General features: G+C 36.4%; 9 protein-coding genes. 3 read left to right on the top strand and 6 right to left on the bottom strand.

Annotated elements, in window-relative coordinates; genetic code table 11:
- Positions 1 to 2,024 precede the first annotated feature (2,024 nt).
- The 5 genes from GGR08_RS04610 to ssb all read right to left on the bottom strand — a co-directional run bounded on the left by GGR08_RS04610 (position 2,025) and on the right by ssb (position 7,206).
- Entirely contained in the window at positions 2,025 to 2,537 is a 513-nt protein-coding gene (locus tag GGR08_RS04610) for a peptidylprolyl isomerase (RefSeq protein ID WP_183194212.1), read from the bottom strand.
- An 18-nt stretch (positions 2,538 to 2,555) separates the two neighbouring features.
- Positions 2,556 to 3,149, bottom strand: a complete 594-nt coding sequence (locus GGR08_RS04605; protein ID WP_183194211.1) for a peptidylprolyl isomerase — start codon at positions 3,147 to 3,149, stop codon at positions 2,556 to 2,558.
- On the bottom strand, positions 3,139 to 3,657 hold the full coding sequence (gene coaD, locus GGR08_RS04600) for a pantetheine-phosphate adenylyltransferase (protein WP_183194210.1): 519 nt from the start codon (positions 3,655 to 3,657) through the stop codon (positions 3,139 to 3,141). The genes GGR08_RS04605 and coaD overlap by 11 nt, the downstream gene beginning before the upstream one ends.
- A gap of 24 nt (positions 3,658 to 3,681) precedes the next feature.
- Positions 3,682 to 6,465, bottom strand: coding sequence for a DNA gyrase subunit A (gyrA, locus tag GGR08_RS04595; RefSeq protein WP_183194209.1), 2,784 nt, complete (start codon positions 6,463 to 6,465; stop codon positions 3,682 to 3,684).
- Between the two features lie 234 nt (positions 6,466 to 6,699).
- A complete protein-coding gene (gene ssb / locus GGR08_RS04590) occupies positions 6,700 to 7,206 on the bottom strand; it encodes a single-stranded DNA-binding protein (protein WP_183194208.1) in 507 nt (168 codons plus the stop codon).
- 333 nt (positions 7,207 to 7,539) lie between these two features.
- Between ssb and uvrA the strand changes: the two genes are divergently transcribed.
- The 3 genes from uvrA to glnA all read left to right on the top strand — a co-directional run bounded on the left by uvrA (position 7,540) and on the right by glnA (position 12,925).
- A complete protein-coding gene (gene uvrA, locus GGR08_RS04585) occupies positions 7,540 to 10,419 on the top strand; it encodes an excinuclease ABC subunit UvrA (RefSeq protein WP_183194207.1) in 2,880 nt (959 codons plus the stop codon).
- A gap of 698 nt (positions 10,420 to 11,117) precedes the next feature.
- Complete coding sequence (locus GGR08_RS04580; RefSeq protein WP_183194206.1) at positions 11,118 to 11,456, top strand: P-II family nitrogen regulator; 339 nt, start codon at positions 11,118 to 11,120, stop codon at positions 11,454 to 11,456.
- 59 nt (positions 11,457 to 11,515) lie between these two features.
- Entirely contained in the window at positions 11,516 to 12,925 is a 1,410-nt protein-coding gene (gene glnA / locus GGR08_RS04575; protein WP_183194205.1) for a type I glutamate--ammonia ligase, read from the top strand.
- A 691-nt stretch (positions 12,926 to 13,616) separates the two neighbouring features.
- Here glnA and GGR08_RS04570 read toward each other — a convergent pair.
- Positions 13,617 to 14,399 (bottom strand): ATP12 family chaperone protein, encoded by a 783-nt coding sequence (locus GGR08_RS04570; RefSeq protein ID WP_183194204.1) that lies wholly within the window; start codon positions 14,397 to 14,399, stop codon positions 13,617 to 13,619.
- Positions 14,400 to 14,848 lie beyond the last annotated feature (449 nt).

Raw genomic sequence — 14,848 nt, 5'->3', positions numbered from 1 at the left:
AGGATCTATTCATACATGCCAATCTTATATAAAAAATGGTCAAATGAATCATACATAAAAGGATGGATTCTTAAGTGGATTCATATAAAATAATTACATACAAGCTATTGACTTTGTTTCGTTTTTTGATATTATACCGATTAGAGATTGAACACATCCATTGTTTCTCCACGAATAATTTTCTTTTTCTCCTACTGACCTTTCTCCCCTTGCTGAACGCTATATGTCAGACTACGTACAAAAAAATGATCTTAGTGCTTACCCTCCTATAGTCTTCGATCTTGGTTACGCGATTTGCTCGCTAAAACAACAAACGCCCCCCTTGAAATCGCTGAAAACATCCTAAGTCATACGGTCAGAGATATGAATTTACAAACGAAATGTCATGCATAGCTGATCATTTATTATAGCACAGTCGTGCATAAGGAACTTTGTTAATTTCAAGGCTGGCAACCCTGATAGAATATATTGAAAATGAAAACAACTTAGCTCATGAAGGTAATTGCTGTGTTCTGATATGTTTATGTTTAAAAATCTAATCGCATTTTTGAAACTGAATGAGTTTATGGTCATGCAAAATTAGCTGGTCGTGCATATATTTATAGCTCTGCGGGAATTTATGATCATGTTATTGTTAGTGGCGTAGAAAAAATTCATAGCAAGATTTATGGAAATGCAAAGATTAAAAAGACATAACAATTTCTACGTGATGTCATTCTATCAAACTTACGTAAATATTGCTATTTCTTATTAAATATACTGTTGATTTTCTGTTACTTCAAAGTTGGTTTTACTAAAACTCATAAGACGTTAGCCTGAGTCTTCTTTTCACAAGCTAATACAGTAGAACTTATCTCTAAATTTTTAAAATTGATCGCAGTATTGATATCTCTATCATGAAATGCAGCTTTTAAATTAAAAAATATGAACTCAACAATGGATTGCTTATAATAAAACGCATTAACACCGTAAATTCTACGTCTATTGATTAAAGCTTATCAAAAAAACGAAATGATAAGTATAATCTTTAATCACTTTACTACACCTGTAATAATCCGTTTAAAAAAGCAACCCTTCATAAGACACAATAACCACCTTTATCAAAGGCAAAACCTTGAAAGTCCCTTTGCTGTTAAGATTAGTTCTTATTTTTTATAACGAAATGCTCTTAAGAACAAATGATAACTGAATTATAACTGTTATAAAATACAAGTTTCAAAAATTTCTTATAGATTATGGCTCAAAATGTTTAAATATTTATTTAGAAAAACTATTACAACTGGCTTTCCATTTTATACTAAACATAACTTCTTTGCAAATTAGCCAGCTCAATTTTGAGTTAGAAAAATTAACCAATCCAATTTTGACAGTATTATCTTTAGAATAGAGCATTTTTTAAACAGTGTAGCTTTTTCTAAAATTGAGTAAAATACCATACGCTTGTGGTCTACAACGGTTTTAAATTTTGTTTACTTTTCTTTTCTAAATAGGGATCCTCAATTTTCGAAGAGATTCAAATCACTTAACCCAAATTCGAATTAACCTTATTTGATTTCATCCTTTTAAACTATAGCTTTAAAAACGTTTTTTACTCATTTTCTTACGTTATATCACAAAATAGCTTTTGACTTCATTAAATATAATATTATGTTTTCACACCCGTTGCGATGATCTGTATCATGCTTACCTACTGTCCTCTACGCTTTTAAAAAGCGTTTTAAAACCGATCTTGTGTCTAAAATCCTTTTATAAATTTTTACATGAATTAACCCATGATCTTATAATGCTCTCAAACGGTTATCTCCTTAATCGGGAATAAAGAAGATGTTGCTGTAATATTTTTAGATTTTACGCTTGCCAATTCTGACGATCATTAATTTTTATTGCGGTGAATACTTCAAACTTTAAACAAGATATGATCTTAGGTTTATAGGATCTATGTTATCGATAATTTCAAACGATACCATATATCAGCTAAAAGAATTTTCTCTTAGAAACTTACAATTGAAACCGTATAAATTATACTATTTTGCATCCGCAGCAATAACAGCTTTGGTAATTGCATCAGGATCTACAACAGGTTCACCACGTTTCATTTTATCAACATTTTCCATACCCTCAACGACCTTCCCCCATATGGAATATTGACGATCAAGCCACGGAGTATCTGCAAAACAAATAAAAAACTGAGAATTAGCAGAATTTGGATTCTGACTACGTGCCATCGAAACTGTACCACGCTTATGAGAAAGATTCGAAAACTCTGCTGGTAAATTTGGTTTTTCTGAACTTCCCATACCCGCACGAGATATATTGAATTTTTTACCATCCCTCTTTCCAAATTGTACATCCCCAGTCTGCGCCATAAAACCATCAATAACGCGATGGAAAATAACATTATCATAAGCCCCCTCACGTACAAGTTCTTTAATACGTGCAACATGACAAGGTGCCAAATCAGCAAAAAGCTCAATAACAATTCTCCCCTTTGTTGTTTCAAGAATTAAAGTATTCTCCGGATTTTTATTCCCAGCCATATGAAAAACTCCTTTGATTTATCTCTCAACTTGTAAAGTAGCAGTATTAATAACATCAGGATTGTTTACAGATCCATTATTACTTATGGTACCTTTTTTAATTTTATCAACAACATCCATTCCCTTTATCACCTCCCCAATAACCGTATATTGACCATTTAAAAAAGGAGAATCATCAAAACAAATGAAGAATTGAGAATTTGCGGAATCGGGATCTTCTGAACGAGCCATCCCAACCGTACCACGCTTAAACAGTCTCTTTGAAAACTCTGCCGGTAAATTGGGATAATTTGAATTACCCATACCAACGCGCTTCAAATCAAAATTTGCACTATCTTTTTTTCCAAACTTTACATCACCAGTTTGTGCCATAAAGCCAGGAATAACTCGGTGAAAAACAACATTATTATAAGCGCCCTCCTCTGTTAGTTTTTTAATTTGTGCAACATGTTTTGGCGCCAAATCAGAATGCAAACGAATAATAACATCACCGTTTTTGAGAGATAAAACAAGAAGGTTTGCATCACTCGTTGAACGGGAATTATCAGCAACAGCATGCAATGAAAAAAAGCAAACAATACATATCAAAATAGCAAAAATTCTACCAACCACAATTCTTCTTCCCTAAAGACTGAAATTTCAAGTGCAAAGCTTCTGCAATATTGGGCGGCACAAATGGCGTTACATCGCCTCCCATAGAGGCAATTTGACGCACCAACGTAGAAGTTATTACACGCCCAGAAATGCTTGCCGGCAAAAAAATAGTTTGCAATTCAGGAGCCATAATGCCATTCATCGCTGCCATTTGCATTTCATAATCAAAATCAGTACCATCACGCAATCCACGAATAAGAAATGAAGCACCAACTTCACGCGCCTTCTCAATTAGAAGGTTATTAAATGAAAGAACCTGCAACCGATTAGAATCTGTGCCGAATAAATCCCTCCCTACCTGCGTAATGAAACCAACACGCTCTTCAAAGCTAAAAAGTGTTTTTTTGTTAGCCTGTATACCTATAGCGACGATTACTTGATCAGCTAACACAAAACATCCTTTTAAAACATCAATATGACCGTTTGTAAGAGGATCAAAAGAACCTGCATAAAGAGCAATTTTCATAACGTCACTCCGCCCGCTTCAAAATTATTTTTCTTCGTTTTTATTAAGCGTATCAGAATGCTTCTCACTTTCATCCTCTAATGAACTCGTATCATCTTCAGATTCAGAAATACGTTCAACTGATACGACTCTTTCACCTTCAGCTGTATTAAAAATTGTGACCCCCTTCGTTGAGCGCCCAGTAATACGAATTCCCTGAATAGGGACACGAATAAGCTGTCCCCCATCTGATACCAACATAATTTGATCTTTCTCCTTCACCGGAAAAGCCGCTACTAATTTACCAATTTCAGTTGCTTTAGATGGATCTGTTGCACGAATCCCTTTCCCACCACGTCCCGAAATCCGGAATTCATAGGAAGAAGAGCGTTTACCATAACCAAATTCACTCACCGTCAAAAGCATTTGTTCACGTGCATGAAGTTCTGCATAACGTTCATCTGTTAAATCTGTTTCAGCACACCCATTTTCCTCATCAAACGTTATAATATCTTCAATATCAGTATCTGCACCAGCAGTACGTCGTTCATTCATCACACGTTTAATATAAGCAGAACGTTCAACGGATGTCGCCTCAACATGCTCTAAAATCGTCATTGAAATGACTTTATCGCCTTTAGCCAAACTGATACCACGAACCCCTACAGAATTACGCCCAGCAAAGACACGAACATCGACAACTGGAAAACGGATGCATTGTCCATTCGCTGTTGTTAGAACAACATCGTCATGCTCTGTACAGGTTTCCACAGAAAGAATTTCATCTTCTTCATCAAGTTTCATTGCAATTTTACCATTACGATTAACCTGAACGAAGTCAGATAACTTATTCCGACGTACAGTTCCACGTGTTGTCGCAAACATGACATCCAATGCGCTCCAGCTCGCTACATTTTCAGGCAAAGGCATAATCGTTGTAATGCGTTCGCCTTGTTGTAAGGGAAGCATATTAATCAAAGCCCGCCCACGCGATTGCGGTGTACCCAGCGGTAAACGCCAAACTTTTTCCTTATAAACAATCCCACGTGATGAAAAGAAAAGAACCGGAGTATGCGTATTGGCAACAAATAACTGAGTTACAAAATCCTCATCCTTCGTGGACATACCAGAACGCCCCTTACCACCACGATGTTGCGCACGATAAGTATTAAGAGGTACGCGCTTAATATAGCCACTATGGCTAACCGTTACCACCATATCCTCTGGCGAGATCAAATCTTCACTTTCCATCTCAGCACTACCAAAACCAAAGACGGTACGTCGCGGTGTTGCAAATTCTTCACGAAGAGCACTCAACTCGTCCTTAACAATACGCATAATGCGTACGCGCGATGCTAAGATATCAAGATAATCAGCAATATCCACACCAATTTTATTCAATTCATCAGCGATTTCATCACGCCCAAGGGCTGTTAATCGTTGCAAACGCAGTTCTAAAATAGCACGCGCCTGTTCTTCAGAGAGATTATAAGTACCATCCTCCTGAATAATATGACAAGGATCATCAATAAGTTTAATCAAAGGCGCAATATCCATCGCAGGCCAGCGTCGTTCCATTAATTGTGCACGCGCTGTCTGCGGATCTGGAGCTTTACGAATAAATGTTATAATTTCATCAATATTCGCAACAGCAAGGGCAAGGCCAACCAAAACATGTGCCCGCTCACGCGCCTTACGCAAAAGATATTTTGTTCGCCGACCAACAACTTCTTCTCGAAAAGCAACAAATGCACGAAGCATATCAAGCAACGTCATTTGTTCAGGTTTTCCCCCATTCAATGCAACCATATTACAACCAAAAGAAGTTTGCAGCGGCGTATAACGATATAATTGATTTAAAACCACTTCCGCCACAACATCTTTCTTCAACTCAATAACAACACGATAACCATCACGATCAGATTCGTCACGCAAATCAGAGATTCCCTCAATACGTTTATCGCGCACCAATTCGGCCATTTTCTCAATCATCGTTGCCTTATTAACTTGATAAGGTATCTCACTCACAATGATTGCCTGTCGACCACTACGAACCTCTTCGATATTAACTTTAGCACGCATAATGATTGAGCCACGCCCTGTTTCATAAGCTGAACGGACACCAGAATATCCGAGGATAATACCCCCTGTAGGAAAATCTGGGCCAGGAATAATTTCAACTATTTTATCAAGTGTAATATCGGGATTATCAATCAAAGCGATACAGCCATCAACAACTTCGCCAAGATTATGGGGAGGAATATTCGTTGCCATTCCCACAGCAATACCACCTGATCCATTAACCAAGAGATTAGGAAAACGCGCTGGTAAGACAACCGGTTCACGTTCACGCCCATCATAATTATCCTGAAAGTCAACAGTGTCTTTATCAATATCAGCTAAAAGTTCTTCTGAAACTTTTTCTAAACGACACTCAGTATAGCGCATGGCCGCAGGTGGATCACCATCCACAGAACCGAAGTTCCCCTGCCCATCAATCAACGGATTTCTCAAAGAGAAATCCTGTGCCATCCGTACCAAAGCATCATAAATTGAAGAATCACCATGGGGATGGAATTTCCCCATAACCTCACCAACAACACCAGCGGATTTACGATAAGACTTATTGAAAGAAAGCCCCATCTCATTCATAGCATGAAGAATACGTCGATGAACAGGCTTAAGACCATCACGAACATCAGGAAGGGCACGCGAAACAATCACGCTCATTGCATAATCGAGGTAGGAGCGTTGCATTTCATCAATAATACTGATTGGTTCAATACCGGTCAGCACATTACGCTCTGGGTGTGGAGGAAGATCGGTCACAATTTCAAAACCTTTAAAAAAGAATCGTTTTACTTCTATTTATATCGAAAAATACACCAGAATGCTAATTTCTCTCTCAGGATAAAAAAGAAATTTAACAAATTTTTTCAATATGTTACTAGTTTCTATTAAAAAAAATACTAATAGTACTGAATAATTTTCACTTCGCTAACCTTCAAAAATCTGAAATAAACAAACCATAAAGCAATTATAATTCTGCAACTTTAAAGACTCCTAAAAAGGTACCTCATCATCTAATTTATGTGAAAAACCTTCTCCTAATTGATTATTATTTTGACCAAAAGTATTCCTTTGACTTAAGCTATTATCAGCAAAACCACTATTGTACCCCCCGCCTTGACTTGCTCCTTGCTCTCCACCCGCTACCCCACGCCCATCAAGCATTTGCAATTCACCACGGTATTTTTGCAAAACAACCTCTGTTGTATAACGATCATTTCCATTTTGATCTTGCCATTTCCGTGTCTGTAACTGCCCCTCAATGTAAATTTTGCTGCCTTTTTTTAAATATTGCTCTGCAATTTTGATAAGATTTTCATTAAAAATAACAACACTATGCCATTCGGTGCGCTCTTTTCGCTCATTTGTATTCCGATCACGCCAACTTTCTGAAGTAGCAATACGTAGATTTGCCACTTGATCACCAGAATTCAAACGGCGGATTTCAGGATCTGCACCAAGATTACCAATTAAAATAACTTTATTAAGGCTACCAGCCATCGCATAAACTCCAAATTTTTAATTCGCCAAATACTCTGTTGTATAAAAATTATAACCACCTTGACCTTCAACTTACATGTCTGTAATTGACCTTCAATATGGATATTGCTATCCTCTCCCCAATATTATATCTGTTTAATTATATCAAAATATGATAAAAGCGCATAGTTTATTCCGCCAAAAGAGAATAAAAAGCCACTCACTTGTATTTTTCTTTTCACAAAACTTATACCTTTTCTCTGCATTAAAGCAGTCAAATACATTGTAATTCTAAAAAAACAGTTTTATTCCTTTAGATGCTCAATTTTTGTCACATATGCTAAGGATAAAATTATGACTCATCAAAAATATATCTCTATTCGGGGTGCACGTGAGCATAACCTTAAAAATATTGATCTTGATCTGCCTCGGAATAAACTCATCATTATAACAGGACTTTCTGGATCAGGTAAATCATCTTTAGCTTTTGATACAATTTATGCTGAAGGACAGCGCCGCTATATCGAAAGTCTTTCAGCCTATGCCCGCCAATTTCTGGAAGTCATGCAAAAACCCGACGTCGATCGCATAGATGGTCTTTCCCCAGCAATCTCCATTGAACAAAAAACAACCAGCCGTAATCCCCGTTCAACAGTAGGCACTGTTACTGAAATCTATGACTACATGCGCCTTCTCTTTGCTCGTATTGGTATTCCTCATTCTCCGGTAACAGGACTTCCCATTGAAAGTCAAACAGTAAGCCAAATGGTAGATCAAATTATGTCCTTACCAGAAGGAACGCGAATTTTTATTATGGCTCCCTTGGTGCGAGGACGAAAGGGAGAATATAAAAAAGAGCTAACAGAACTTTTAAAAAGAGGATTTCAACGCGTTAAAGTTGATGGCGAGTTTTATGAAATACCTGATATTCCTCCTCTTGATAAAAAGTATAAACATGACATCGATGTCGTGGTAGATCGCATTATTGTGCAAAAGGATATCACCTCTCGCTTGGCTGATAGCATAGAAACTTGTTTACAGCTAGCAAAAGGACTTGCTATTGCTGAAATGATAGATAAACCCTTGACACAAAAAGAAACAATAAAAGAATCTGCTTATAAGTCAAAAAATGAGACGCACAAACGGCTCATTTTTTCAGAAAAGTTTTCTTGCCCTATCTCTGGTTTTTCTATCCCTGAAATTGAACCACGACTTTTTTCGTTCAATAATCCTTTTGGTGCCTGTCCTCTCTGCAATGGACTGGGCATTAAAAAGGCAATAGACCCACTGAAAATCGTGCCAAATAAAAGTCTTACTCTAAAGAATGGAGCTCTTGCTCCTTGGGCTAAATCAAATTCTCTTGACTATAGCAAAACCTTAGAAGCATTAGGAAAAGCTTACGGTTTCAAACTCACAGATCAGTGGTGTAAACTCTCCAATGAAGCACAACAAGCTATTCTCTATGGTACAAAAAAAAATGAAATCTCTTCTGATTCTGGTTCGCAGAAAATGGATCAACTTTTTGAAGGAATCATCCCCAATATGGAGAAACGCTGGGAAAAGACCGATTCTGCATGGTTACGTGAAGAGATAGAACGTTATATGTCTTCTTCGTCTTGCCCTGCTTGTCAGGGTTATCGTTTAAAACCAGAGGCACTTGCTGTAAAAATCCATGGAATGCATATTGGGCAAATATCAGATCTTTCTATTTTAAAAGCAGATGATTGGTTTGCCAATATTCATCAACATCTCACCGAAAAACAACGTAATATCTCCGCACGTATTTTAAAAGAAATTCGTGAACGCTTAGCTTTTTTAAATCATGTAGGATTGGAATATCTTACTTTATCTCGAAATTCAGGAACGCTCTCAGGTGGAGAGAGCCAGCGCATTCGATTAGCATCCCAGATTGGTTCTGGTCTTACAGGCGTCCTTTATATTTTAGATGAACCATCCATTGGTTTACACCAACGCGATAATGAGCGCCTTTTGGAAATGCTGCGTCATTTACGCAATCTTGGCAATACAGTTATTGTCGTTGAACATGATGAAGACGCCATTCTTTCTGCAGACCATATTGTCGATATGGGTCCTGCTGCGGGCATTCATGGTGGAGAAATCATAGCGCAAGGTACACCACAGGAAATTATAGAAAATTCAGCCTCGCTCACAGGCCAATACCTTTCAGGAAAAATGTCTGTTAGAATGCCGACTGAACGACGCAAAATATCAAAATTGAAAACCCTTAAAATCATCGGCGCCAAAGGCAATAATCTCAAAAATATCAATGCGAACATCCCTCTTGGAACCTTCACATGTATAACCGGCGTTTCTGGAGGAGGAAAATCAACATTTCTTATTGAAACGCTTTTCAAAGCAGCATCACATCATATCATGGCCAGTCATCACAGCCCCGCTAGCTATGATAAAATTGAAGGCTTAGAGTTCCTCGATAAAGTCATCGATATTAACCAATCTCCCATTGGACGCACCCCACGCTCTAATCCCGCAACCTACACAGGTGCTTTTACACCAATTCGTGAATGGTTTTCCGAGCTTCCAGAATCAAAAGCCCGTGGTTATAAAGCAGGGCGTTTTTCATTTAATGTTAAAGGAGGACGCTGCGAAGCATGTCAAGGTGATGGAATCATCAAAATTGAAATGCATTTTTTACCTGATGTCTATGTTACCTGCGACGTCTGTGAAGGAAAACGCTATAATCGAGAAACACTAGAAATAAAATTCAAAGGACAATCTATTGCCGATATTTTGGATATGACAATTGAAAAAGCAGAGGATTTTTTTCAAGCTGTTCCTGCCATTCATAATAAAATGAAAACTCTTATTAAAGTCGGATTGGGTTACATAAAAGTAGGACAGCAAGCAACCACGCTTTCCGGTGGAGAAGCACAACGTATAAAACTTGCGAAAGAACTTTCACGTAAAACAACGGGACGTACACTCTATATTTTGGATGAACCCACTACAGGTTTACATTTTCACGATATTTCCAAACTTCTTGAAGTCTTGCATACACTAGTTGAGCAAGGCAACACAGTCATAGTCATTGAACATAACCTTGATGTTATAAAGACAGCCGACTGGATTATTGATTTAGGACCAGAAGGTGGAGATCGCGGTGGTGAAATCATTGCAACTGGACGCCCTGAAGACATTATTAAAATTCCCGCTTCCTATACTGGAAAATTTCTAAAAAATGTTTTATCGCGCTAGCCTAGCTATAATTCTAACTCTTAAAAATTCTTTCTATTGTCAAATACATTAGACTTACAAAGCCTGTACTTTTTCCTCACGAAGAACAGAACGCTATTATATTACCGCTTTACATGCTTATTTTAAAGCAATATTCTCCAACAATGGTATAGTGGTAAATCAATTATTGTACACCACCATTTTTACACTTTCATGAAGGTACGAACCAACACCATCATATTTTTTCCAATATTTTCTTATCCCTAAATATTCTAACAATCTTTGGTTATCGAAAGCTTTCACAAAAAGCATTTTTCTTTTTTTTAATGTTTTCATCCACACACTTGTACCTCTTATATAGATAAAGGATATAGTTTTGAATGATTTACTATAAAAATATCTAACATGAGAAAATCCTATGCTATTGGGATGCCTCATTTAATATGAAGAACGTCTTATTATCATTATAAATCAAATTTTTACCTAACAAAAAAGAAAAAACTCTCCTAAATTATATTATTTTGATTTTTTACAAAGATTGTAAGCTTTTTTCCCCCAAACAGTATTTCACTTTATTTTACAAGAAATTCTCCTCCAAGAGTATATAGAAACATCAGTTCCGACTTTCTGTGCACAAAGTATCTGTTAGATATCTTACAGTTGCCAATATAATGTGATGCAGTCTAAAAAGACAAAATAACATTGGAGACAATTTCAGTATGAAAAAAATTGAAGCCATTATAAAACCTTTCAAACTTGATGAAGTGAAAGAAGCACTTCAAAAAATTGAGCTGCATGGTATCATAGTAACAGAAGTGAAAGGATTTGACCATCAAAGGAAACAGACAGAACTTTATCGTGGCACAAAATACATTGTTGGCTTACTACCTAAAGTAAAAATTGAAATTGTTGTATCCGATGAAAAACTGGAACAAACTGTTGATGCAATACGTAAAGCAACTCAAACTAAACATATAGGAGATGGAAAGATATTTGTCTTTTCCATTGATGATGCCATTCGTATAGACACTAACGAAACTATGGTCGATACTCTTTAATAGATAAAGAAAAAATTAATCTTTTTCTCCACCTCAACGCCATATTAAGGAAATTGAATATGACAACCGCATCAGATATTATCAAACAGATTGCAGATAATGAAATCCGTTTTATTGATTTACGTTTTACTGATCCACGAGGAAAATTGCATCACATTACAATGGATATCGCAGAAATCAGCGAAGATACCTTTAATGATGGTGTTATGTTTGATGGTTCTTCAATTTCTGGTTGGAAAACAATTAATGAATCTGACATGGTTTTAATGCCAGATCCAGAAACAGCACATATGGATCCTTTTTTTGCTCAATCTACATTGGTCATATTTTGTGACGTCCTTGATCCTGTCTCTGGTGAATTTTACCGTAGAGATCCTCGCTCTATTGCTAAAAGAGCTGAGGTTTATATGAAATCTTTAGATATTGGGGATACAATCAATATAGGCCCAGAGGCAGAATTTTTTATCTTTGATGATGTGCGCTATAAGACAACCCCTTACAACACAGGTTTTAAACTCGATTCAAGTGAACTTCCTTCCAATAATGATACGAAATATAAAACAGGCAATCTAGGACATCGCCCACGAATGAAGGGAGGCTACCTTCCTGTTCCCCCGATTGATTCCTGCCAAGATATGCGTTCTGAAATGCTCATAGCACTCAAAGATATGGGAGTGCAGGTCGAAAAACACCATCACGAAGTGGCAGCAAGTCAACACGAATTAGGTATTCGTTTCGATACGCTCGTCCGCGAAGCTGATAAGATGCAAATTTTTAAATACGTTGTACATCAAATAGCAAACAGTTATGGAAAAACAGCAACCTTCATGCCAAAACCAGTTTTTGGTGATAACGGATCTGGAATGCATGTTCACATCTCCATTTGGAAAGATGGCAAACCCCTTTTTGCAGGAAATGAATATGCTGGATTATCTAAAACCTGCTTATTTTTTATCGGTGGTGTCATTAAGCACGCAAAAGCAGTCAATGCCTTTACTAATCCATCTACGAACTCCTATAAGCGTTTGGTTCCAGGTTATGAAGCTCCTGTTCTTCTTGCCTATTCGGCACGCAATCGTTCCGCATCTTGCCGTATTCCAATGAGTTCCTCACCAAATTCAAAACGTGTAGAAGTGCGTTTTCCAGATCCAACAGCAAATCCCTATTTGGCATTTGCAGCCCTCTTAATGGCTGGCATTGATGGTATCAAAAACAAAATTCATCCTGGACACGCTATGGATAAAGATCTTTATGATCTTCCTTTAAAAGAACTCAAGGAAATCCCTACTGTTTCAGGAAGTTTGCGTGAAGCGCTTGAAGCACTCGACAAAGATCGTGGCTTTCTTAAAGCTGGAAATGTTTTTGATGATGACCAGATTGATTCCTTCATTCAAATGAAAATGCAAGAAATTTTACGCTACGAAACAACACCCCATCCTATTGAATTTGATATGTACTATTCTGTTTAAACAATCACTACGCTTTTAAAATGGAGGCAAAATCTTCTATTTTTGTGGATATTCTTCTTGAACGAGCACGAGAACTTTTTTTCTCATTTGCTTTTCCAAAGGATTGAATTTCTTCAAATTAGTTAACAAGGCTTTTAATACCGTGAATTTATTTTCTTATTCCAATTTTTGTATGTATTGTCTTTATTACATCAGCAGCTCAAGCACATACAATTACAAACTAAAAATTCATAACTAAAAAAACGACATCTGCTCGTAGTAAAACACTTTAAAATACCGATACAAATGCCATTATAAATGCTATCTCTTCTCATAATTATCAATAGCTTAACTATAAAAAAATCTTAATAAATCATAAAATAATGGAAATAAATAGAACAATGAGAAAAAAATGATATGATTGAAAGTATTTACATTGACCGAAAAAACATAAAGGTACACTTGGTAATGGCATTTCTTATTTTACTGTACTAGTGGAAGTTTGTAACCGCAACAAATACTAGAAAATGCTCTATTCAAAGTGAAATTATTACTCTGCTTTATAGTAATCAATAATATTTTATCAGTGTTACTGACGAAGCAATCTTAAACATAACCAGTGAAACATTTCTTGGGTTTGAAAAAGTAAAAACCAATCCCCCTAAAATCGCAAAAAGACTATAATAAGAAAAAGCAAATAGAAACAAAAATCTTATAAACATACTGTAGAAATTGTAACAGCAGCATTAAATTCAGCATTTTTATGAGCACGGCGCGCCATTGTTTCTTTATCCATTCCCCATTGTTCCATCATCCAATCTTCATCTAAATGAGCAATAGACCAAGCATAATCGGCATCAATATCTCTCGCAGCAACCGCAAGAGCAATGAGAGCAGATCCCGTTAAAGTCGTCATCATATGGAGTGCAGCAAGCATATAAGGAGATTCAACTTTACGTAAATAACTGCTCACTGCTTGAATAGCTTCTGGGGATTGTTCTACATGCATCAACCCTTCTGTCAAATAAAACTGTGCACCTAGTTTTTTTTCTGCCCAATCTAATAAAGGATCCCACTGTTTAGATTGTTTTTGCACTAGCTCTTTAGGTGTTTGTGCACGATAAAAGATCATATCACCTGCAACGAAACGTAATAAATCTTCAAAAACAACCTGCCTATCATCGGCGATACCATCAATAACAGTATTAACAAGACGGGTCATCGGCATTTTTGCTGGATCAATAACTTGCTTTTGGTTCTCAAATTCCTGAGCAACGAATTCAGCAAATACTTCTGTTGGTACATAAAAATGACGCCTTGCAGGCGTTTTAATGGAACGTCCATCTAATAAGATGGTAAAGCCCCCTTCTTCACAAGCAATCTCCACTTTTCTATAAAATCGTTTTGGTAACGGTTGACATGAAAAACTTTGAATTTTTTGAACAGAACTCTTTTTATTCAATGGCATATCAAAGTGACTAAAAATCTCACGCATATTATTTATCTTTAACCTTTTCAAAAAAAAACGTTTTATCCAACTTTATACACTTTAAACAAGATTTAAGTTGACCTTCCCACACCTCAAAGAAAGAAAAAAATCTTGTCAATCTCAATCTAAATTTAAAATTATATTTCATGTTTTTTACAAACAAAATAATGATAGCATCTTTTCAGAGACTCAGTGATTTATGACTGTAACATAATTTACTAAAAGCATTATCTTAATTAGAACGTTAATTATATTAAATTCGATGGTAAAAATGCTCATCATTCACGAAATTATAAGGCTGTGCATTTTACGCATCCTCTTCCTTTTCTTAAAACAAAGATCCAAAATTAACAGTTAATCTTCCACTGCCTTTCATGCCTAATATGAGCACACCTTAAACAACGGTATCTTACAGAATATAGGATAACTAATGCTGCTATTTCTAAAAGGCTGAT

This window comes from Bartonella fuyuanensis, from assembly GCF_014197255.1.
GTDB lineage: Bacteria > Pseudomonadota > Alphaproteobacteria > Rhizobiales > Rhizobiaceae > Bartonella > Bartonella fuyuanensis.
This window is presented reverse-complemented; position numbering and strand designations above follow the sequence as displayed.

Excerpts from the sequence above, each read along its gene's own strand:
- GGR08_RS04610 (WP_183194212.1), bottom strand. The coding sequence starts at position 2,537 with ATGGCTGGGAATAAAAATCCGGAGAATACTTTAATTCTTGAAACAACA.
- coaD (WP_183194210.1), bottom strand. The coding sequence starts at position 3,657 with ATGAAAATTGCTCTTTATGCAGGTTCTTTTGATCCTCTTACAAACGGT.
- ssb (WP_183194208.1), bottom strand. The coding sequence starts at position 7,206 with ATGGCTGGTAGCCTTAATAAAGTTATTTTAATTGGTAATCTTGGTGCA.
- uvrA (WP_183194207.1), top strand. The coding sequence starts at position 7,540 with ATGACTCATCAAAAATATATCTCTATTCGGGGTGCACGTGAGCATAAC.
- GGR08_RS04580 (WP_183194206.1), top strand. The coding sequence starts at position 11,118 with ATGAAAAAAATTGAAGCCATTATAAAACCTTTCAAACTTGATGAAGTG.
- glnA (WP_183194205.1), top strand. The coding sequence starts at position 11,516 with ATGACAACCGCATCAGATATTATCAAACAGATTGCAGATAATGAAATC.
- GGR08_RS04570 (WP_183194204.1), bottom strand. The coding sequence starts at position 14,399 with ATGCGTGAGATTTTTAGTCACTTTGATATGCCATTGAATAAAAAGAGT.